This is a genomic window from Herbaspirillum sp., assembly GCF_035644555.1.
In the GTDB taxonomy this organism is placed as follows: Bacteria; Pseudomonadota; Gammaproteobacteria; order Burkholderiales; family Burkholderiaceae_D; genus Herbaspirillum.
The window spans coordinates 1-20,741 of sequence record NZ_DASQOH010000026.1 but is presented as its reverse complement, the minus strand read 5'-3'; the positions used below and the strand labels follow the sequence as shown (position 1 = coordinate 20,741).

20 protein-coding genes are annotated in these 20,741 nt (G+C 65.7%); 8 read left to right on the top strand and 12 right to left on the bottom strand.

Translation table 11 applies throughout. The features are described 5' to 3' along the window. The first annotated feature begins 32 nt into the window (after positions 1–32). The 4 genes from gabD to VE092_RS07590 all read left to right on the top strand — a co-directional run bounded on the left by gabD (position 33) and on the right by VE092_RS07590 (position 5,119). Positions 33–1,490, top strand: a complete 1,458-nt coding sequence (gabD, locus tag VE092_RS07605) for an NADP-dependent succinate-semialdehyde dehydrogenase (protein WP_324875417.1) — start codon at positions 33–35, stop codon at positions 1,488–1,490. Between the two features lie 260 nt (positions 1,491–1,750). Continuing rightward, positions 1,751–3,079, top strand: a complete 1,329-nt coding sequence (locus tag VE092_RS07600) for an MFS transporter (RefSeq protein WP_324875414.1) — start codon at positions 1,751–1,753, stop codon at positions 3,077–3,079. Next, positions 3,079–4,098 (top strand): histone deacetylase family protein, encoded by a 1,020-nt coding sequence (locus tag VE092_RS07595; RefSeq protein ID WP_324875412.1) that lies wholly within the window; start codon positions 3,079–3,081, stop codon positions 4,096–4,098. Before VE092_RS07600 ends, VE092_RS07595 begins: the two co-directional genes overlap by 1 nt. 43 nt (positions 4,099–4,141) lie before the next feature. Beyond that, complete coding sequence (locus VE092_RS07590; protein ID WP_324875410.1) at positions 4,142–5,119, top strand: LysR family transcriptional regulator; 978 nt, start codon at positions 4,142–4,144, stop codon at positions 5,117–5,119. On the opposite strand, the gene VE092_RS07585 is transcribed toward VE092_RS07590, so the two are convergent. The 4 genes from VE092_RS07585 to VE092_RS07570 form a co-directional block, all read right to left on the bottom strand. Further along, positions 5,116–6,006, bottom strand: coding sequence for a LysR family transcriptional regulator (locus VE092_RS07585; RefSeq protein WP_324875408.1), 891 nt, complete (start codon positions 6,004–6,006; stop codon positions 5,116–5,118). The genes VE092_RS07590 and VE092_RS07585 overlap by 4 nt on opposite strands. Before the next feature lie 89 nt (positions 6,007–6,095). After that, on the bottom strand, positions 6,096–8,186 hold the full coding sequence (locus tag VE092_RS07580; RefSeq protein ID WP_324875406.1) for a pyridoxamine 5'-phosphate oxidase family protein: 2,091 nt from the start codon (positions 8,184–8,186) through the stop codon (positions 6,096–6,098). A gap of 59 nt (positions 8,187–8,245) precedes the next feature. Further along, positions 8,246–8,863, bottom strand: coding sequence for a glutathione S-transferase (locus tag VE092_RS07575; RefSeq protein ID WP_324875403.1), 618 nt, complete (start codon positions 8,861–8,863; stop codon positions 8,246–8,248). Between the two features lie 222 nt (positions 8,864–9,085). Continuing rightward, positions 9,086–10,354: an MFS transporter gene (locus tag VE092_RS07570; RefSeq protein WP_324875401.1), complete on the bottom strand. Its 1,269-nt coding sequence runs from the start codon at positions 10,352–10,354 to the stop codon at positions 9,086–9,088. A gap of 79 nt (positions 10,355–10,433) precedes the next feature. On the opposite strand from VE092_RS07570, the gene VE092_RS07565 reads away from it, so the two are divergent. Continuing rightward, positions 10,434–11,450, top strand: a complete 1,017-nt coding sequence (locus VE092_RS07565) for an AraC family transcriptional regulator (protein WP_324875399.1) — start codon at positions 10,434–10,436, stop codon at positions 11,448–11,450. A 31-nt stretch (positions 11,451–11,481) separates the two neighbouring features. Here VE092_RS07565 and VE092_RS07560 read toward each other — a convergent pair whose 3' ends face one another. Then, positions 11,482–12,561, bottom strand: a complete 1,080-nt coding sequence (locus VE092_RS07560; protein WP_324875397.1) for an alpha/beta fold hydrolase — start codon at positions 12,559–12,561, stop codon at positions 11,482–11,484. A 254-nt stretch (positions 12,562–12,815) separates the two neighbouring features. Between VE092_RS07560 and VE092_RS07555 the strand changes: the two genes are divergently transcribed. Then, entirely contained in the window at positions 12,816–13,031 is a 216-nt protein-coding gene (locus tag VE092_RS07555; RefSeq protein WP_324875395.1) for a glycine zipper 2TM domain-containing protein, read from the top strand. A 161-nt stretch (positions 13,032–13,192) separates the two neighbouring features. On the opposite strand, the gene VE092_RS07550 is transcribed toward VE092_RS07555, so the two are convergent. Continuing rightward, a complete protein-coding gene (locus VE092_RS07550; protein ID WP_324875393.1) occupies positions 13,193–13,894 on the bottom strand; it encodes an SDR family oxidoreductase in 702 nt (233 codons plus the stop codon). Between the two features lie 188 nt (positions 13,895–14,082). On the opposite strand from VE092_RS07550, the gene VE092_RS07545 reads away from it, so the two are divergent. After that, positions 14,083–14,799 carry an MgtC/SapB family protein gene (locus VE092_RS07545; protein WP_241811439.1) on the top strand — a complete coding sequence of 239 codons (717 nt, stop codon included), beginning with the start codon at positions 14,083–14,085 and terminating at the stop codon, positions 14,797–14,799. Positions 14,800–15,139: 340 nt separating this feature from the next. On the opposite strand, the gene VE092_RS07540 is transcribed toward VE092_RS07545, so the two are convergent. The 6 genes from VE092_RS07540 to VE092_RS07515 are packed head-to-tail and all read right to left on the bottom strand — an operon-like array spanning position 15,140 to position 20,366. Beyond that, a complete protein-coding gene (locus VE092_RS07540) occupies positions 15,140–15,562 on the bottom strand; it encodes a nuclear transport factor 2 family protein (RefSeq protein ID WP_324875390.1) in 423 nt (140 codons plus the stop codon). A gap of 7 nt (positions 15,563–15,569) precedes the next feature. Further along, positions 15,570–16,421 carry an SDR family NAD(P)-dependent oxidoreductase gene (locus VE092_RS07535; protein ID WP_324875388.1) on the bottom strand — a complete coding sequence of 284 codons (852 nt, stop codon included), beginning with the start codon at positions 16,419–16,421 and terminating at the stop codon, positions 15,570–15,572. Next, a complete protein-coding gene (locus VE092_RS07530) occupies positions 16,418–16,996 on the bottom strand; it encodes a DUF3833 domain-containing protein (RefSeq protein WP_414653436.1) in 579 nt (192 codons plus the stop codon). Before VE092_RS07530 ends, VE092_RS07535 begins: the two co-directional genes overlap by 4 nt. A gap of 3 nt (positions 16,997–16,999) precedes the next feature. After that, positions 17,000–18,211: a cyclopropane-fatty-acyl-phospholipid synthase family protein gene (locus tag VE092_RS07525; protein WP_324875386.1), complete on the bottom strand. Its 1,212-nt coding sequence runs from the start codon at positions 18,209–18,211 to the stop codon at positions 17,000–17,002. Next, a complete protein-coding gene (locus VE092_RS07520) occupies positions 18,208–19,059 on the bottom strand; it encodes a DUF1365 domain-containing protein (RefSeq protein ID WP_324875384.1) in 852 nt (283 codons plus the stop codon). The genes VE092_RS07525 and VE092_RS07520 overlap by 4 nt, the downstream gene beginning before the upstream one ends. Then, the gene (locus tag VE092_RS07515) at positions 19,056–20,366 is read right to left on the bottom strand and encodes an NAD(P)/FAD-dependent oxidoreductase (protein WP_324875382.1); all 1,311 of its coding nucleotides are present in this window, start codon (positions 20,364–20,366) and stop codon (positions 19,056–19,058) included. Before VE092_RS07515 ends, VE092_RS07520 begins: the two co-directional genes overlap by 4 nt. 186 nt (positions 20,367–20,552) lie before the next feature. Here VE092_RS07515 and VE092_RS07510 point away from each other — a divergent pair. Next, positions 20,553–20,741 (top strand): helix-turn-helix domain-containing protein (locus VE092_RS07510; protein ID WP_324875380.1); only part of this gene is annotated, 189 nt, incomplete at its 3' end.

The window sequence follows — 20,741 nt, the reverse complement described above, 5'->3', positions numbered from 1 at the left end:
CTGCCCCCATGGAAATCCAACGGAGACCCGACATGCTGCAACAACTCAAAGACCCTTCCCTGCTGCGCCAGCAAGCCTATGTCAACGGCGCCTGGTGCGACGCCGACAGCGGCGCCACCCATGAGGTCCACAACCCCGCCAACGGCACACTGCTGGGCCATGTGCCGATGATGGGCGCGACCGAGACACACCGCGCCATCGAGGCCGCCAACGCTGCCTGGCCGGCCTGGAAGAAGAAGACCGCCAAGGAACGCAGCGTCATCCTGCGCCGCTGGTATGAACTGATGATGGCCAACGCCGACGACCTGGCCCTGATCATGACCGCCGAGCAAGGCAAGCCGCTGGCCGAGGCACGGGGCGAAATCGGCTATGCCGCCTCCTTCATCGAATGGTTCGCCGAAGAAGGCAAGCGCACCTACGGCGACACCATCCCCTCGCCCTCCCCGAACAGCCGCATCGTCGTGGTCAAGGAAGCCATCGGCGTATGCGCGGCGATCACGCCGTGGAACTTCCCGGCGGCAATGATTACCCGCAAGGCCGGCCCGGCACTGGCCGCCGGCTGCCCGATGGTCTTGAAGCCGGCCGAAGCCACCCCCTTCTCGGCACTGGCGCTGGCGGTACTGGCCGAGCGCGCCGGTGTGCCGGCGGGCGTGTTCAGCGTCGTCACCGGCGCGGCCAAGGAAATCGGCGGTGAAATGACCTCCAACCCCATCGTGCGCAAGATCAGCTTCACCGGCTCCACCGGCGTGGGCAAGCTGCTGATGCAGCAGAGCGCATCGAGCATCAAGAAGCTCTCGCTGGAACTGGGCGGCAATGCGCCCTTCATCGTCTTCGACGATGCCGACCTGGATGCCGCCGTCGAAGGCGCCATCGCCTCCAAGTACCGCAATGCCGGCCAGACCTGCGTATGCGCCAACCGCATCTACGTGCAAGACGGCGTGTACGACGCCTTCGCCGCCAAGCTGGTGGAAGCGGTGAAGAAACTCAAGGTCGGTGACGGCATGGAGAACGGCGTGAACCAGGGTCCGCTGATCAACGAACAGGCCGTCAAGAAGGTCGAACAACACGTCGCCGACGCCGTCGCCAAGGGTGCCCGCGTGCTGCTGGGCGGCAAGCGCCACGCGCTGGGCCATGGCTTCTTCGAGCCCACCGTGCTGGCCGACGTCACCCCGGCCATGCAGGTCGCCCGCGAAGAGACCTTCGGCCCCATGGCCCCGCTGTTCCGCTTCCAGACCGACGACGAAGCCGTGGCCCTGGCCAACGACACCGAATTCGGCCTGGCCAGCTATTTCTATTCACGCGACATCGGCCGCATCTGGCGCGTGGCCGAAGGCCTGGAATCGGGCATGGTGGGCATCAATACCGGGCTCATCTCCAATGAAGTCGCCCCCTTCGGCGGCGTCAAGCAATCCGGCCTGGGCCGAGAAGGGTCGCACTATGGGATCGATGATTATCTGGTGGTGAAGTATCTGTGCATGGGAGGCATCTGACGCCAGCCATCGCCGCTGGAAGTTAACGCTCCTGACCAGACCTCGCATTGGCTCTTGAAAACGCCGCACCGCTGTGCAAACGGCCGTGCGGCGTTGTCCATGATGGCGCAGGCGCACAAGCACGGCGCAGGCCGTTGCACGCATTTATCGCATAAGAAAACCGAATGTGAAAGATTCAAAAAGCTAATTTTTTTTATGAGCGCGGCAATCGTATAACTCCAGTTCCCCTTACCTCAACACCCACCACGGGAGACTGGACCATGCACACCGCCCCACCCCGGCACCAGCCGGTTCGCGCTTCACTGGCCGCCTTCGTCGGCACCATGATCGAATGGTATGACTTCTACATCTATGCCATGGCCTCGGCCCTGGTGTTCGGCAAGCTGTTCTTCCCGACCACCAATGGCTTCTACGGCACGCTGGCTTCCTTTGGCACCTTCGCCGTCGGCTTCCTGGCGCGACCGCTGGGCGGGGCGATATTCGGCTACATCGGCGACCGCGTCGGTCGCAAGAAATCGCTGGTGATCACGCTGCTGATGATGGGCTCGGTGACAATCCTGATCGGGCTGCTGCCGACCTATGCCAGCATCGGCATCTGGGCGCCGGTGGCACTGGTGGTCCTGCGCCTGATCCAGGGCATCGCAGTCGGCGGCGAATGGGGCGGGGCCGTGCTGATGGCGGCCGAACATTCGCCGGATCGCAGCCGGCGCACCTTCCTGGCCTCGTTCGCGCAACTGGGCAGCCCGGCCGGGCTGATCCTGGCCACGCTCATGTTCAAGCTGGTCAGCAGCCAGGACAATGCGGTCTTCCTCGACTGGGGCTGGCGCGTTCCCTTCCTGGTGAGCGCCCTGCTGCTGGCGGTGGGATTTGCGATCCGGCTGTCGGTCCAGGAGTCGCCCGACTTCCTGGCCGAACAGCAGCGCCGCGCCAAGGCACCGGCCACCCGCGCCGAGCGCGCACCGCTGACCGAGGTACTGCGGGGCGCACCCGGCCTGCTGGCGCTGGCCATCGGTGCCAATGTGCTGGGCATCGCCGGCTTCTACTTCACCAATACCTTCATGCTGGTGTACACCACGCAATACCTGCACCTGCAGCGGGCGCTGGTGTTGAATGGCTTGCTGGTGGTGTCGGTGATGCAGTTCTTCATCACGCCGCTGGCGGCGCACCTGGCACGCGGTGTCGGCAATCATCGTTTCCTGGTGGCGATGTCGGCGCTGTCGGTGGTCTCGCCCTATGCCATGTTCTCGCTGGTGGACCAGGGTTCGCTGGCCAGCGTGACACTGGGCGTGGCAATCGCGGTGCTCTTCATCGGCGCGTACTATGCGGTCATCGCCGGCTTCGTCAGCGAGGCCTTCCCGACCCGCATCCGCTATACCGGCATTTCCATGGCCTATCAGGTTTCGGGCGCCATCTTCGGCGGGCTGACGCCCTTGCTGGGCACCGTCCTCGCGGAAAAATTCCAGGGCCAGTGGTGGCCGCTGGCCCTGCTGTTCTCCGCTATCTCGCTGCTGTCGCTGCTGTGCGTGCAACGCCTGGGGCGAGCGCACCATGCCGCCCCGGAACGCGGTCTGCAGGCGCAGGAGGGCTGATGAAGACCTTCTACCATCCCGACCAGAAACTGCATCACCCCCAGAGCTATTACTCGCGCGGCAAGATGCGCGTGCCGCAGGAGGTACCGCAACGGCTGGACGAACTGGCCGCGCTGGCCACCCGCCTGGGCTTTGCGGTGCAGGCACCCCCGGATGCCGGGGCGGCCGCCATCGGTGCGGTGCATGCGCTGGATTATCTGCAGTTCCTGCAGGAGGCTCATGCGCAATGGATGGCCTTGCCCGACGACTGGGGCGATGAAGTGGTCTCCAACATCTTCGTGCGCGAGCCCAATCCCCTGCGCGGCGTGCTGGCCAAGGCGGCGCGTTACCTGGCCGATGGCAGCTGCCCGGTGGGGCCGCAGACCTGGCATGCGGCCTATTGGTCGGCGCAATGCGCCATCGCCGGCGCGCAGGCGCTGCTGGCCGGGGAGCGGCGTGCCTATGCGCTGTGCCGCCCGCCGGGCCACCATGCGCGGCGCGATGCGGCCGGTGGCTTCTGCTATCTCAACAATGCCGCCATCGCCGCGCAGATGCTGAGCGAGCGTCATCGGCGAGTGCTGGTGCTCGATACCGACATGCACCACGGCCAGGGCATCCAGGAAATCTTCTATGCCCGGCGGGACGTGATGTATGTCTCCATCCACGGTGATCCGGTGAATTTCTATCCGGTGGTGGCCGGCTTCGAGGAAGAGCGCGGCCAGGGCGAAGGCCTGGGTTACAACCTCAACCTGCCCATGCCGCATGGCTCGCCGGAGGCGGTCTTCTTCGACCGCCTGCAGCAGGCCTGCCGCGCCATCACCCTGTATCAGCCGGAGGTGCTGGTGCTGAGCCTGGGCTTCGACATCTTCGAGAAGGACCCCCAGGCCGTGGTCGGTGTGAGCGCGGCCGGCTTCGAACGGCTGGGGCGTGCAGTGGGGGGGCTGGGACTGCCCACGCTGGTGGTGCAGGAAGGCGGTTACCATATTGCCGGATTGCAGGACAATGCCGCGCGATTCTTCGCCGGACTGGAGCATCCCTGATTCGTCATTACCGCGCCCCCAGCCCCCAACGCCAGAGCCACCCATGCGCCACGCCCCCGCCAGCCCTCGCCCGCTCCTGCCGCCGCTGTCCTCGGAACGCATGGACTGGAACCTCTTGCGCACCTTCATGTTCGTGGTCCAGGAGCGGGGCGTGGGGCGCGCCGCCGAGACCCTGTGCCTGAGCCAGCCTGCGGTCAGCCAGGCCCTGCGGCGGCTGGAAGAGACCCTGGGCGGCGTGCTGCTGCATCGCCGCCATGGTGAATTCCGCCTGACGCCGCTGGGCGAGGAAATCTATGCGGTGGCGCGGGAGATGTATGGCATGGTGGCGCGCATCGATGGCGCCGCCGGCCATGCCGGCGAGGACGTGGCGGGCAGTCTGCGGCTGTTGCTGATGAGCCGGGTGCAGAGCGCGGCGTATGACGATTTCCTGGCGCGTTTCCATCGCCGTTATCCGCGCGTAGAGTTTCGCATCGACGTCATGCAGAGTGCCGCCATTCTCGACACCCTGGCCAAGGGCAGCAGCGGCCTGGGCCTGTGCCTGTGCCGCAAGCCGGTGGAAAAACTGGAGCGACGCCTCTTCCTGCGGCATCGCTATGTGCTGGTGTGCGGACGTCATCATCCCCTGTTCTCCCAGCGCAGCGTCAGCATGGCCGAACTGCTGGTGCAGAATTTCGTCTGCTTCGCCAGCGACCAGTTGGGCGACACGCTCTCTCCGCTGACCGTCTTCCGCGACCAGCAGGGCTTCACCGGCCACATTGCCGGCGCCTCGTCGCATGTGGAGGAAATCCGCCGCATGGTGGTGGCCGGTGTGGGCCTGAGTTTCCTGCCCGAGCACCTGATCGGCCAGGACGTGGCCGAGGGCCAGTTGAAGGTGCTGCCCCTGGACGGGCCGGTGGCCGAGATCGATGTCTTCCTGACCTGGCATGGGCAGCGCAAGCTGTCGGCGCCGGAACAGGCTTTCCTGGCCTCGTTTGAGAGGTTCCTGCAGCGGGTGCCGCTGGAGGCAAGGACGGCAAGCTAGTGAAACAGCGGATTGCCCCGCAAGCGCGCCACCGCCAGGTCGATGAAAGCCCGCACCTTGGCCGGTGAGTGTCGCCCTTCCGGGTAGAGCACGTGGATCGGCAGGGGGGGCTCTTCGAATTCGCGCAGCACGCGCTGCAAGCGGCCTTCCTTCAGATCGGCCGCGACCTGATAGGCCAGCACCCGGGTCAGTGCCCAGCCCTTGCGGGCGGTGCTGATGGCGGCTTCGTTGGTGTTGGTCTGCAGGACGGCGTCGATCAGCACGCGCTGGCCGTCGGCGAAGCGCCATTCCGGCGAGGCCCAGGCGCTGGTGGAGGTGACGATGCGATGCTGCTTGAGATCGGTGGGCGAGGCAGGCGTACCATGCTGGCGCAGATAGTCCGGCGCGGCACAGATCACCTGGCTGACCGACCCCACCTGGATGGCCGTAAAGCCCGAATCGGGCAGATGGCCGATGCGTATGGCCACGTCCATGCCTTCATCGACGATGTTGACGGGGCGGTCGATGAAGAAGGTACGCGCCCGCATGTCGGGATAGAGGTCCAGGTATTCGGTGACGATGGGCAGCACATGCATCTGCCCGAACATGAAGGACGCGGTCACCGCCAGCGTGCCGGCAGGCCTGGCGTGGTGGCCGGCGGCGGCGGCCTCGGCTTCGGCGATCTCGCCCAGGATGCGGCGGCAGTCTTCCAGGTAGCGCGCGCCGGCTTCGGTGGTCTTCACCGAGCGGGTGGTGCGGATCAGCAGGCGCCCGCCGACCAGTTCTTCCAGCGCCGCCACGGTACGGGTCACCACCGGGGCGCTCAATTGCATCTGTCGCGCGGCCTTGGCGAAACTGGCCGTTTCCGCGACTTGTACGAAGATGCGCATCGCCAGCCAACGGTCCATGTGCTTCCCTTCCCTGGGTATCGAAGAAGCTCGCATTATGCCTGCTTCCGCCGGGCCAGAGGCAACCCGCATGGCGCGCACGATCCCGCCTACAGCGCCAGCTCGATGCGGCCACTTCCCGACTCGGCCGGCTGCGCGGGAACGGCGCAGCACAGCAGCACTTCACCCTCGCCGACCTTGGCCTGGGGCGGCGTCGGGTAGGTGACGGCGCCGGCCAGCAGGCGGGTGCGGCAGGTGCCGCAGTGGCCTTCGCGGCAACTGAATTCGGGCTCCAGGCCGCGGGCCTCGGCCAGTTCCAGCAGGCTGCCGGTGCCGGGCGTCCAGCGCGCTTCCTTGAGGCTGTCCATGAAGAACACCGGCACCGCTTCGGTGGCAACCGGTACCGGGGCGGGTGCGGCTTGTGCTGCCTGTGAGGCTTGTGCCATCTCGGTGGCAGCGCCGGCGCGGGTGAGCGATGCCGGGCCGAAGGCTTCGGCATGGATGCGTTCATCGCCGATGCCATAGCCGCGCAGGCCGTCGTAGAGCGATTGCATGAACGGTGACGGCCCGCACAGGTAGAACTCGTAATCACCGAAGGGCAGCAAGCGTGCCAGCAAGGTCATGTCGATGCGACCGGCGGCGTCGAAGTCGCGGCCTTCGATGGCATCGGTGGTGTCGCCCAGCACGCGCACCACCTTGATGGCCCCCTTGCCGGCTGCCACCAGTTGCGCCAGTTCGGCGTCGAATGCGCGGTCATTTTTGCTGCGTGCAGCGTAGAACAGTGTGGCCGGGCGCATGCGCTGCGTGCGCAAACCTTCATACACCATGTGACGCAGCATCGCGATCATGGGCGTGATGCCCACGCCACCGGCCAACAGGACCACCGGTCGGGAGGATGTTTCATCCAGCATGAAATCGCCGGCCGGCGCCCGCACTTCAATATGGTCACCTTCCTGCAATTGCGCATGAAGATGCTGGGATACCTGGCCATCACGCTTGACGCTGATGCGGTAATGCGCATCCGACGGTGCCGAGGACAAGGTATAGGTGCGGATCAGCGGCTTGTCGCTGCCGGCGGTCTGCACGCGGATCGGCAAGTGCTGGCCGGGCAGCGCCGGCAGCAGACCGGCACCGTCATCGGGCTGCAGGTGGAAGGAGCGGATGGAATCACTCTCCTGCACCACGCGGGCGACCTTGAGCCTGCGCCAGCGGCTGCCCTGCTCCTGGGCCAGCAGGCGCTGGCCGGTCTGCTGCCAGTCGCCCGTCATGAGCGAATTCGGCGACCAGGCATCTTGCTGGAAACGCCAGCGCAGGGCCAGCGCGCCGGGGCGACGCACGATCTTGCGCGGGCGGAAGGTCCACAGCCGTTCGGCGCCCTGGAAGGCGGCGATCTCGGGCGACTCTAGGATCAGCTCGGCCTCACCGGTCATCTGCAGGACGTCGCCCTTGTCGAAATCGACGAACATCAGGCCGGCCCGGCCATTGAGGACGATGTTGCCAAGTGTGGAAAAGAACAGGTTACCGTCGAAGTCCGGCACGGTCAGCGAGCCGTCCTGGTTCACCCGGACGAAACCAGCCTTGCCGCCGCGATGCGAGACATCGACCTGGCGGGCCTCTTCCAGATCGACATAGGAGGCCACGAAGAAGGTATCGGCCTGGCCGATCAGCGCGCGGGCTGCAGCGTCGAGGCTGGTCATCGGCTCGACCTGGTCGACGTGGGCCGCTTGCGGTTCGCGCTCGAAGGAAAAATCACGCAGCTGGATGTAGCGCGGGCAGTTGCCGAAACTCTGGTCCACCTCCACCCGCCAGCCATCGGCCAGCGGCGTGAGCACGCCATTCATGCGGTTGCGGCGACGGGTATGCAGTTCCATCCCCAGCAAACCCACTGGCGCACCGGCGACCATGCCGGCCGCTGCCGGGTCCTGGGCCGAGGGGCGGGCCCGGATGTCCAGCACCGTGGGCGACGGCGACGCCATGAAGCCGGGCCGGCCTTCCAGAAAGGTGGCCCAGGCATCGCCCTCGGCGTCCACGCTCCCCAGCACGATGAAGGGCAACTGGGCGTAGAAGGCGCGATGCTGGTCGGGCATGAAGTCGCGCACCACGCGACGCCCCACCGCTTCCATCTTGTCGGCCACGCCCAGCTTTTGCTGGAGCAGCTTTTCGCCGGCATGCCAGGTCGGTGCGTTGGAAGGAGTCTTCATGTCTGGCCTCGCTGAATCTGATGGATGGTGGGTGGTCGGCTGATCGGCAAATCCGAGGCTCAGGCCTTGGCGGTCAGGCCGGCCGGGGTCTGGATGAACGGCACGAAACCGGGCAAGGCTTCGATGCGCGCCAGGAAAGCAGTCACCGCCGGGTAGCCGCTCAGGTCGACATTGCCTTCCGGGGCGCGGGCCAGGTAGCTGTAGACGGCCACGTCGGCGATGGTGGGATGGTTGGCCGCCAGCCAGGTGCGCTGGCCCAGGTGCTGTTCCATGCGGTTGAGCAGGACGTGGGCGCGCTTGATCACTTCCTCGGCATTGAAGGCGGCCCCGAATACCGTCACCAGTCGCGCCGCCGCCGGGCCGTAGGCCAGTTCACCGGCCGCCACCGACAACCAGCGCTGCACAGCCGCTGCGCCCTGCGCGTCTTCCGGCAGCCAGTCGCTGCGACCGGCTTTCTTGGCCAGGTAGACCAGGATGGCATTGGAGTCGGCGATGACCACACCTTCATCTTCCACCACCGGGACCTGACCGAAAGGGTTGAGGGCAAGGAAGGCCGGCTGGCGGTTGGCGCCGGCCATCAGGTCGACTTCGATCAGTTCGGCATCCAGGCCGAGCAGGGAGGCGAACAGGACGGCGCGATGGGCGTGGCCGGACATGGGGTGGTGATGGATCTTCATGGGGTGGCTCCTGGTGGGTTAAGTCGGTCAGGACTTGTTCCTGAACCGTGAAGCCAGTGTGGGGCCAAGCGCGGATGAAGAGAATCCGTGCCGCGGGCACTTCTTTATTGCATGGGGAGGAATAATGCCGGGAGGGGTGCCGCTTCCGGTGCCAGAGGCCACCGCAAGCGGGAAGACTGCCAACGAGGACGATCAGGCAGCTGGATCGTCCTCAATACCAGCTCAGAAATGGGCGTTGCCGGCCACCGCCGCGCCGCCGCCGCGGGGGCCGTAGCGCAGGGTCAGCAGCGTACCCAGGGTGATGGTGACCACCGCGAAGATCGGCCCACCCAGGGCGCCGACGTGATCCACCAGCACACCGCCACCGATGGCGCCGCTGGCGATGGCGACCTGGAAGGCTGCTACCAGCAGGCCACCGGCACCTTCGGCGTGGTCCGGGGCGGCCCGCACGATCCAGGTCTGGAAGCCGACCGGGAAGGCGCCAAAGGCAAAGCCCCACAGCGTGATGGCGATGGCTGCCACCACCGGCGAGCTACCGGCCACCCATAGGGAGGCGGCCAGCAGCGCGATCAGAGTGCCGCCGGCCACGATGGCATAGCGCTCACTGCGCTCGGCGATGAAACCGCCGGCGAAGTTACCGAAGAAGCCCCCCACCCCATAGCCCAGTAACACGGCTGAGATGGTGGCCACCGACATGTGGGTGATCTGCTCCATCAGCGGGCGGATATAGGTGAAGCCGGCAAAATGGCCCGACACCACCAGCAGTACCGCCAGCAAAGCCACCCGCACATCGGTGCGGCCCAGCAGTTCGGCCAGGACCTTGAGGCTGGGGTGATCCTTGGGCGGCAGCCGGGGAATGGCGATCCACTGGATCGCGATGGCGGCCAGGCTGACCACGCCAGCAGCCACGAAGGCGCTGCGCCAGCCCCACAGATTGCCCATGTAGGCGCCAATGGGGGCGGCGCAGACGGTCGCCACCGAGACCCCGGTCAGGATCAGCGACATGGCACGTGCGAAGAGGCGCTCTGGCACCAGGCGCATGGCCAGGGCCGCCGCCATCGACCAGAAGCCGCCCAGCGCCACCCCCAGCAGGACCCGCGCCACCAGCAACACCGGCAGGCTGGGCGCGGTCACGGCCAGGATGTTGGAGATCAGCAGCAGGAGCGAGAGCAGCAGCACCACGCGCTTGCGGTCGATATTGCGGGTCAGCAGCGGGATGCTGGGTGCGGCCACGGCGCCGACGATGGCAGTGGCGGTGACGGCCTGGCCGGCGGCACCGTCGGAGACGTGCAGGTCGGTGGCGATGGCCGTCAGCAGGCTGGCCGGCAGGAATTCGGCGGTGACCAGGCTGAAGACGCCGAGCGCCAGGCTGGCAATGCCGGCCCAGTTGGCGGGGGCCTCCTGCTCTGCTTCGTGGGCAGGAGGGGAAGCTGGGCGTGCCGGCGCCGACGTCTGGGTCAGCGGGGCCTCGAGGGTGCCGGGGTTGGACATGGAAATACCTTTCTTATCACAGGGAAGCGAAGTTTATGGTTAAATACCTGGACTTTCCATGCCGATATTTCGCAATAAGATGACTATTCGTCCAAATCTGTCCGATATCCCCGATGCCGGCTTTCGCCAGTCCGAGGCGGGCGATGCGCTGACCGAAATCCTGCTGGGCCTGCGGCTGGATGGCGTGGAATATGCGCGCTATGTGCTGCATGAACCGTGGGCCGTGGCCCTCCCGGCGCGGCGCGAGGCGACTTTCCATTTCGTCGCCCAGGGCAGTTGCTGGATGCAGGTCGGCCAGGATGACTGGCTGCAGCTCAATGCCGGCGACGCGGTGCTGCTGCCACGGGGTTCTCTGCATGCCCTGGCCAGTTCGCCGGGACTGCCGACGGTGGAGATCGGCAAGCTGGCGCGCAAGGCACTGGCGGAGAACCTGTTTCTGGTGGACGACCGCGCGCCAGGCCTGGCCGAGGTGGACCGGGCCAGTACCGAAGCCGTCACGGCGGCGCCCTCGCATGTGCTGTTTTCCGGCACGCTGCGCTTCAATCTCGATCCCCTGCACCCACTGTTGATGATGATGCCGGAGGCCATGCGCGCCTGCGACCTGGCCCAGCGCGATCCGGCGGTGCTGGCGCTGCTCGATGCGATGGAACGCGAAGTGGTGCTCAACCGCATCGGCGCCTGCGGCATCCTGGCACGCCTGGCCGATGTGCTGGCGGCCAGTATCATCCGTGGCTGGGTGGAATGCGCCTGCACCGATGCCAGCGGCTGGATCGCGGCGGTGCGCTGCCCGCAGATCGGGCGCGTGCTGGCGGCGGTGCACCAGCATCCGGAACGGGACTGGTCGGTGCCGGAACTGGCGGCGCTGATGGGGGCCTCTCGATCGAGCTTCATCGAGAAGTTTTCCAGCGCGGTGGGCGAGACGCCGGCCAAGTACGTGGCCCGGGTGAAGATGTTCCAGGCGCGCCACTGGATCGCCCGCGACGGGCTGCGCGTGGCGGTGGTGGCCGAGCGCCTCGGCTACGATTCGGAAGCCTCCTTCAGCCGCGCCTTCAAGCGCATCATCGGTCACCCGCCCAGCCAGGCCAGGCTGGGCTGAGCTGCGGCGCCGGCCGACGCCGACCGGGTGTTCAGCGCGCCGGCAGGTTCTGGATAAACTGCTCCAGCTGGCGCGCGTAGAACTTCGCCATGCCGGTGGTGCCATGGCCACGCGTCTCGGCACTGGCCGGAATCAGCAGCAGCTGCGCGCTCGGCACTTCCTTCAGTGCCGCCTGCATGAGGCCTGTCTCGGGCGGGTTGCGCTCGTCGTCGGCGGAGTTGATGGCCAGCACCGGTACCTTGATCTTGGACAGGCCTGGCGCGGCATTGTAGTCGGCCGAGGAACCCCACTGATAGATGAAGTCGTTGGCATCGGCCGTCACCGGCGCGGCCAGGCGTTCGTCGACAAGCTTGTCGGCTTGTGCATGGGTGCCGGCCATGGCCTGGTAGGCCAGCGTGCCGCCATTGGTGGCGAAGACGAACATGTTGTTGGCCAGGCGCAGCGAGGGTGGCTGGGTGGTGTAGTTGCCATTGTTCCAGGCCGGGTCCTGCTTGATGGACTCCACCAGCATGCGCCGCATCATCCAGTTGCGGCTGGCCATCTCGGTGGGCTGCGAGGCCATCGGCACCAGGCCATCGGCAAAACCGGGGTAGTTGCCGCCCCACATCCAGGTCTGCATGCCGCCCATGGAATTGCCGATGATCAGGCGCAGGTGTTGCACGCCCATGCCTTCGGTCAGCATGCGGTATTGCGCCAACACCATGTCGGCATAGTTGTACTGCGGGAAGGCGGCGCGCAGGCCGTCGGAAGGCTTGGTGGATTTGCCCACGCCGATGCCATCGGGAATGATGATGAAGTACTTGCTGGCATCCAGCGGCTGGCCGGGGCCGAACAACTGGCCGCCGAAATCCTTGGAGAGCATGGCCCCGGCGCTCTGGTAGGTCCCGTGCAGCACCAGCACCGCCGGCTTGCTGCGGTCGCCCAGGGTGAGGTAGTGCAGGCGCAGATTTTCCAGCGTCTGGCCGGTGTGGAACTGGAAGCTCGGGGCAACCCAGCTGCCTTCGACCGGCTTGGGTGGTTCGGCGGCATGCGCTGCGGCGGCGCACAAAACGAGGCTGGCGGAAGCCAGCAGCAGGCCGGCGGCCTGGCGGAAACGGGCGGTCAATTGCATGAGGTCTCTCTGGTCAGTTTGTTTTCAGTGTCTGTTTTGGAAACGTCCCTGCCCGTCAGCACAATTGCGACAGAAGTTACGTAAAGGCGAGTATGTAACAACTGTAAGAGAAGATGTGAAAGCTCGAATTTTTTTCAGCCCAAGCTGGTCTATTGCAGTACCCGGCCGCGCTCCGATGTGAAATCCCCAGTTTTCCCGGCGCACGGGACGGACCCTCAACACCAGGAACCAACCTCACGATCAGGAAAAAAATCATGAAAACTCTTCACAAGATCGCTGCCATTTCCGTGACTGCCATTGTGCTGACCGCCATGACCGGCTGCAGCAACATGAGTACCCGCGACAAGAACACCGCCATCGGTGCCACCGTGGGCGCCGTGGGCGGCGCCATCCTGACCGGTGGCAGCGGCATCGGCACTGCCGGTGGCGCAGCCGTCGGCGGCGTGATCGGCCACCAGATCGGGCGCTGATCACACAGCACAGGGGCAGCGTTGCTGACGCTGCCGCCTGAAAGCACAAAAAGCACAAAGGGGCGACCGGTTGGTCGCCCCTTTTGCATGCGCCAGACAGATCTGGAAAATATCCCTCTCAACCAGTCCGTCTCAACCGGGCAGGTCGATCGGCAGCCGCCTCACACCGAACGCATCAGCCCGCCATCGACCCTGAGGTTCTGGCCGGTGATGTAGCCCGCGCCGGGCGAGGCCAGGAAGGCGATGGTGGCCGCCACTTCGTCGCTGGTGCCGTAGCGCTGCATGGGCACGCCGGCGCGGCGCTCTTCGCGTTGCGGCAGGCTGTCGATCCAGCCTGGCAGGACGTTGTTGATGCGGATGTTGTCAGCGGCGTACTTGTCGGCGAACAGCTTGGTGAAGGCCGCCAGGCCGGCACGGAACACCGCCGAGGTCGGGAACATGTCGGACGGCTCGAAGGCCCAGGCCGAGGAAATGTTGATGATGGCGCCGCCGCCGGCCTGTTGCATCAGCGGCGTGACCAGGCGCGTGGGGCGGATCACGTTGAGCAGGTAGGTATCCATGCCGCGATGCCAGTCCTCGTCGGTGATGTCGAGAATGGGCGCGCGCGGGCCGTGGCCGGCGCTGTTGACCAGCACATCGACGCGGCCCCAGCGCTGCACGGCCAGGTCCACCAGGCGCTGCAGGTCGTCCACCGACTGGTTGGAACCGGTCACGCCGATGCCGCCCAACTCGGCGGCCAGCGCCTCGCCCTTGCCGGACGACGAAAGAATGCCAACCTGAAAACCGTCGGCCGCCAGGCGACGCGCCGCGGCGGCGCCCATGCCGCTGCCGGCGGCGGTGATCAGGGCTACTTTGCTGCTCATGGAAACTCCTTGTGGATAAGTCATCTTGCTGCCCGAGAAGGCGGAACCCCGGATTGTAGGCCTTGCCGGCCATGCTTGCAGCGTCCCTAGGTGGAGCAATTTGTCACGCGCCTGTTGCATTTGTCCGGCATCATCGCGCACCATTGCGCAGCCGCCCTGCCCTCCCACATCGTCCAGACCCGATCGCCATGCAAATTCTCGCCAACATCAATCTCGCTTCCCTGCTCGATACCCTGATCAGCCTGACGGCAGCCTTCATCCTGGGCGGTCTGATCGGGCTGGAACGCCAGTACCGGCAACGCACTGCCGGTCTGCGCACCAATGTCCTGGTGGCGCTGGGCGCGGCGGTCTTCGTGGACATGGCCAATCGCATGGGTGGCCATGAGGGCGCGGTGCATGTGGTGGCCTATGTGGTGTCGGGGGTCGGCTTCCTGGGCGCGGGCGTGATCATGCGCGAGGAAGGCAATGTGCGCGGCATCAATACCGCCGCGACCTTGTGGGGCTCGGCGGCGGTGGGGGCGGCGGCGGGCGCCGACCTGCTGCTGGAGGCGATCCTGGCGACCATCTTCGTGCTGGCGGCCAATACCCTGCTGCGCCCGGTGGTCAATACCATCAACCGCAAGCCGCTGGATGTGCCGTCGGTGGAAGTGACCAACACCCTGCACCTGATCGTGGAGAGCGAACACCAGAAGCGTGTGCTGGCGGCCGTGACCGACATGCTGGAGCAGAGCCGCTACCCGACGCACGACCTGGAGGTGCGGCCCTTTGCCGAGGACGAGGTGGAAATCGAGGCGACGCTGGCGGCCACCTCGGTCAATGGCGACGAACTGGACGCGCTGATCGAGCGCCTGTTGGCCCTGCCGGCGGTGAAGCAGGCATTCTGGAGCCCCAGCACCACCGACTGACCTGCGCTACCGGGCTGGAGGGCGGAACTGTTTCAATTGAAATCCAGGGGTGGTTTCCTGCAATCGACCTGTAACGGCTCGACGGCATGATGACTACATGGCCAGACGCAAACCGCTGACGGCATCAACCCAAGGAGAACAACATGCCCATCCTGCCCATGCTCGCCGAAGGCGCCCTGTACCTCGCTGGTCTGTTTTCTGCCACCTCGCCACTCTGGCAATGAACTGAAGGAGAATCACATGCCCATCCTGCCCATGATCGCTGAAGGCGCCCTGTACATCGCTGGTCTGATCTCTGCGGCCTCGCCGTTCTGGCAATGACATCCAACAGGGCGGCCGCTCAATGCCCGGTCGCCCTGAACCGCCCCCGCAACCACTTGACCGGCCCGCCGATGACGGGCAGTTTCTGCCACAGCTCCTCAGCCGCATCCCAGTAATCGCGATGTTCGCTGACCCGCCCCGCCTCATCGAAGCGGAAATGCGTCACCCCCATCACCGTATAGAAATGCCCCTTGAGCCGGAACTCGAAACGCCAGGTGGCGAAGCCCTGCTCGCCCTGCCCCATGCGCTCCAGGATCACGAAACGCGGGTCCTCGGTGGTGGCGAACATGTGCGCGAAGATGGCGCGGATCGAGCGTATGCCCTTGACGTCGTTGAAGGGGTCCTTGAACAGGGCCTGTGGCGCATAGAACTCGTCGATACGCTCCAGGCTGGCGCGATCCAGCGCGGCATACCATTCCAATAATCGGTCCAGGTTCTGCATCGTCGATTCAGTTCAGCAGGAAGCGCTGGAACAGCATGAAGCGCAGGCGGAACGGCAAGAGCCGCAGTATCTTCAGCCAGGCCGTGAAGCGCAGCGGGAAATGGATCTCGAAGCGGCCCTCTGCAATGCCGCGCCAGATGGCGCTGGCGGCTTGCTGCGGGGTCTGGATGGCCGGCATGGGGAAGTCGTTCTTGTCGGTCAGGTCGGTCTTTACGAAACCGGGATTGACCAGGTAGACGTTCAAGCCCCTGGGCCGCAGGTCGCTGTAGAGGATTTCCGCCAGGTTGATCAGGGCCGCCTTGCCCGGGCCATAGACGCTCGCGCCGGGCAGGCCGACATAACCGGCCACGCTGGCCACCAGGGCAATACCGCCGCTGCCGCGGGCCAGCATGTCCGGCAGTGCCGCGCCCAGCGCCGAATAGACGCTGGCGAGATTGGTGCGGATGGTGTGCTCGGCTTCGTCTTCCTGTACTTCCCAGCTGCGTTCGGGCCGGTATTTGGCGGCACAGAAGACCAGCAGGTCGATGCCGCCGAAGGCTTCCACGATGCGCGCATGCTGGTCGCGCCAGGCATCGTGGCAGAGCACGTCGAGCGGGGCGATGAAGGCATTCTTGTGGGCCGCAGCCACTTCCTGCAGCACCTCGGCGCGGCGCGCCGAAAGCGCCACGCGCGCACCCGCCGCCAGGGCCTGGCGCGCCAGCTCGGCGCCGATGCCGCTGGAGGCGCCGACCAGCCAGATGCGCAGGCCGCGCAGGTCACTGACGGGCTGGTTCATGGGGCCGAACAGGACCGCCGGGCGCGAGATCGGAGCGCGTTCGGCCGCGGCCTGCTTGGACAACGGACTGGTGTGGAGGCTCATACCCCCTCCTTGCGGAAGAACAGCGTGACCTGGCCGACTTCAACCCCGAACTTGCGCATGCTGGTGCGGTTGATGAGGGTGCGCTCGTCCATCTGGTACATCCAGTCATCCATCTGGACTTCGTATTGCTTGTCGTCTACCGGCAGCAGCAGCGTGTAGTTCCAGTGCAGGGCGTTGCCAGCGGTGTGGCCGATGGCCTCGCCGATGACGTCACCGGCGCTTCCGCGCCAGCTGTTGTCGGGCTGACGCACCAGGGTCCAGACGCGGGTCTGGGTCTGGCCGTCGTCATAGCGGAAGCGCTCGTCCAGGGTCAGGGTATTGCCCTCCACGGTGCCGGTCACCACCACGTGAAAACGTCGCGCCACCTCCCCACCGCGCTTCTGGAACATGCCCCAGGCTTCGGTGCGGCCCTTGAAGAACACCGCCGGATCGAACACCGGCGTCTTGCCGGCATAGTCGGACAACTGCTGCGAGGCGCATCCGCCCAGCGCCAGTGCCAGCACGGCGAGCATGATCAACGTCAGCCAGCTCGCCCTCCGCGTCCGACCGTCCTTGCGCATTGCGATGGCATCCATGACTCACTCCTTCTGCAAGAGGAACTGCACCACATCGGTCTGGCCTTCGTCGAAGCCGACTTCACAGAACACGTAATACAGCTGCCACAGGCGGCGGAAACGTTCATCGAAGCCCTGGACGGCGATGCTCTCGCGCCGGGCCTGGAAGGTGTCGTTCCAGCGGCGCAGGGTTTCGGCATAGTCGGGTCCGAAATGGAAGCGGTCGCGAGTGGCCAGGCCGGCGCGCTGGGCGCCACGCGAGAAGCGTTCGTGGCTGGGCAGCATGCCGCCGGGGAAGATGAATTCGCGGATGAAGTCGGCGCTGTCGCGGTAGCGTTCGAAGACGGCTTCATCGATGGTGATCGACTGGATCAGGGCGCGGCCGCCGGCCTTCAGACGCGCGGAGACGGTGTCGAAGTAGGTCTGCCAGAAACGCTCGCCGACGGCTTCGAACATCTCGATGGAGACGATGGCATCGTATTGGCCATCGAGGTCGCGGTAGTCGCACAGTTCCAGGTGGGCCAGATGATCCAGCTGCTGATGGCGCAAGCGTTCCTGGCCGAAGGCCAGTTGCGAGGGCGAGATGGTCACGCCATGTACGCGGATGCCCAGGCGCGCCGCATGTTCGGCAAAGCCCCCCCAGCCGCAGCCGATTTCCAGAACGCGGTCGCCGCTGCGCAGGCCAAGCTGGTCGATGATGCGCTGGTACTTGGCGGCCTGTGCCGAGGCCAGGCTCTGGCCGGGCTGGCTGAAGATGGCACTGGAGTAGGTCATGCTGGGGTCCAGCCACAGCTGGTAGAAATCATTGCCCAGGTCGTAATGCGCATGGATGTTGCGGCGGCTGCCGGTGCGGGTGTTGGAGCGTAGCAGGTGGCGCAGGCGATACCACCAGGAGGCCAGGCGCCCGCCCTCGACTGCGCCGGAGAGCGCCTTGCGGTTGCGCATGGCAAGGCGCAGCAGCGCGGCCAGATCAGTGGTATCCACCCAGCCGTTGCCGTAGGCTTCGCCGAAGCCGATGTCACCGGCGCGCAGGATGGCGCCGCAGGCGCGCCAGTCGAGGATGCGCAGTTGCGCGCTGGGCGGCTGGCGCAGGTCGCCGAAGGTCAGCGTGGTGCCGTGCGGCGTGATCAGTTCCAGATGACCGTGGTCCAGGCGTTCCAGCATCGCCAGGAACAGACGGGCCGAGAGTGGGCCGGTGCGCCGGCCGGTGGTCTGCAATGCAGGGCTGCGGTTCACGATAGGGTTTCCTTTCCGGATGAGGTGGCCGTGGCGGTGCGCGCGGGCTTGCTGAACCAGGGCACGCGCTTGCGCCATAGCAGCAAGGCTTGCCAGTGAATACGTGCCACCACACCCAGCGTCAGCAGGGGCTGCGCGCATAGCGCGGCAAAGGCGGAGGCGGTCGTGAGGGGATGCAGATGGCCACCGATGGAGGTTCGCATCAGCGGTTGCAGGCCATGCGCCGCCTCGGCCGGGTGGCCATGGTCGTAATAGTCGATGCCGACGAAGGCGGTGTCGCCGCGGGACGGCGCGCGGCCGGTCTGATCGCGGAAACGGAAGCGATAGAAACCGCGCACTTCGCAGAACGGCGAGACATGCATGAGCTTGTCGCAGACCAGCCGCGTATGCTCGTCGATGATGCCCTGCCCGGGCGCGCTCAGCAGATAGTGCTGGGTCTCGCCAAAGGTGTTGTTGACCTCGGCCAGTACGGCCCGCAGGGCGCCTTCGCGGTCGTGGCAGAGGAAGAAGCTGACCGGGTTGAAGACGAAGCCGAACATGCGCGGGAAGGTCTGCAGCCAGATTGCGCCATCGTGCGGCAGACCGGCCTGTTGCAGATGGGCACGCACCCAGCCTGCCAGATCGCTGCCATCGCGCGGGCCGTAGTCACGCGTACGTACGCACATCGGCCGGCGCCGGTCTACGCCGAACCAGACATTGCCGGCCTCGGCGGTACGCGCCAGGTCGAGCCGCACGCAGAAGACCGGATAGATGAATTTATGCAGTACCGGGCGCAGACGCTGGTGCATCACCTGTCCGCTCAAGAGCAGCGCCGGGACGTCGGTTCGGGAAATGAAGGAACGGTTCATAGGGTGGCCCAATCCGGCGTCACGCCGAAGTCCGCAATCACGCGCAGGGCCGACTTGAGCCCGTCTTCGTGGAAACCATAACCAGTCCAGGCACCGGCGAACCAGGCGCGATGCCGGCCCTGGATGTGCGGCAGGCGACGCTGGGCATCGATGGCCGGCTGGTCGAACACCGGGTGCTCGTAATCAAAGCGGCCCATCACCGTGGCCGGATGCGGCGCCTGCGGCGGGTTCAGGGTGAGGATCACATCGGTCTGGCAGGGCAGATCCTGCAGGCGGTTCAGCCAGTAGCTCACGCAGACGGCGCGACTACCGTCGCTGTGGCGCGAGCCCAGGTAATTCCAGGCCGACCACACCTTGTTCAACTGCGGCATGAGCGTGACATCGCTGTGCAGCCAGGCAGTATTGGCCTGGTAACGCACGGCCGACAGCACCTGATGCTCCTCGATGGTGGCATCCTGCAACAGGGCCAGGGTCTGCGGGGCGTGGGTGGCGAAGACCACGGCGTCGAACTGTTCCTCGCGCGGATCGGCGCCACCGCTGCGTACCAGCACGCCGCGCTCATTGCGGGTGACGCTGGTCAGGCGGCTGCCCAGGCGGATGTCGTCGAGGGTGGCGGCGATGCGGCGTACGTATTCGCGCGAGCCGCCGCGCACGGTGCGCCAGCGCGGACGGTTGTTGACCTGCAACAGCCCATGGTTGATGCAGAAGCGCAGGAACGTGGCAGCCGGGAAATCCAGGATGTCCGCCGGCGAGCTGGACCAGATGGCCGCCGCCATCGGAATCAGATAGGCATCGCTGAACATGGCGCCGTAGCGGCCGTCCTTGAGCAGCTGGCGCAGGCTTACCGGATGGCCTTCGCAGGCGGCCAGGTTGGCATGAGCGGCGCGGTTGAAGCGCAGGATGTCGCGCAGCATGCCCAGGAAGGAGGGCTGCAGCAGGCGCTTGCGCTGGGCGAAGACGGTATCGAGATTGGTTCCGGCCCATTCGAAGCGGCCCTCATCCATGGAGACGCCGAAAGACATGTCGGTATCGTAGGTCTCCACCTTCAGTTCTTCGAACAGGGCGATCAGGTTGGGATAGGTCCAGTCGTTGAAGACCAGGAAGCCGGTATCGACCGGGAACGGCACGCCCTGTGGCGCGATGTCCACGGTATTGGCATGCCCACCCAGCGTAGACGCGGCTTCGAACAGCACCACCCGGTGCCGGCGCGCCAGCAGATAGGCGCTGGCCAGGCCGGAAATGCCGGCGCCGATGACGGCGATACGCTGTCCTGATGCCTGCTCGATGGCTGCTGTACCTGGATTCATGAAATCTTGCCCACCTGTGTCTTTGTTTTTGGGGTGCCAGCCTCTGCCGGGCGGCCCCTGCCGCCGGGACTCTTTTTGTCTTCTGGCCCGCTTTGGCGTCCCAGTATTTCTACCCCGCCGCGATTTAGGTGCTAAGATTACTACCAAAGAAAAATAAAATCTACTAATTAGTAACTTAAACTACCAATGAGTATTTTCGGCAAACTGAGCTTCAAGGACCAAGCCTTCAAATTACGGGAGAACGCCATCCTGGATGCGGCCACGTCGGTACTGGGCAGCAAGGGCTATGACCTGATGACGATGGACGACGTCGCCGGTGCGGTGGGTATCTCCAAACCCAGCCTGTACAAGCATTTCAAGTCCAAGGAAGAATTG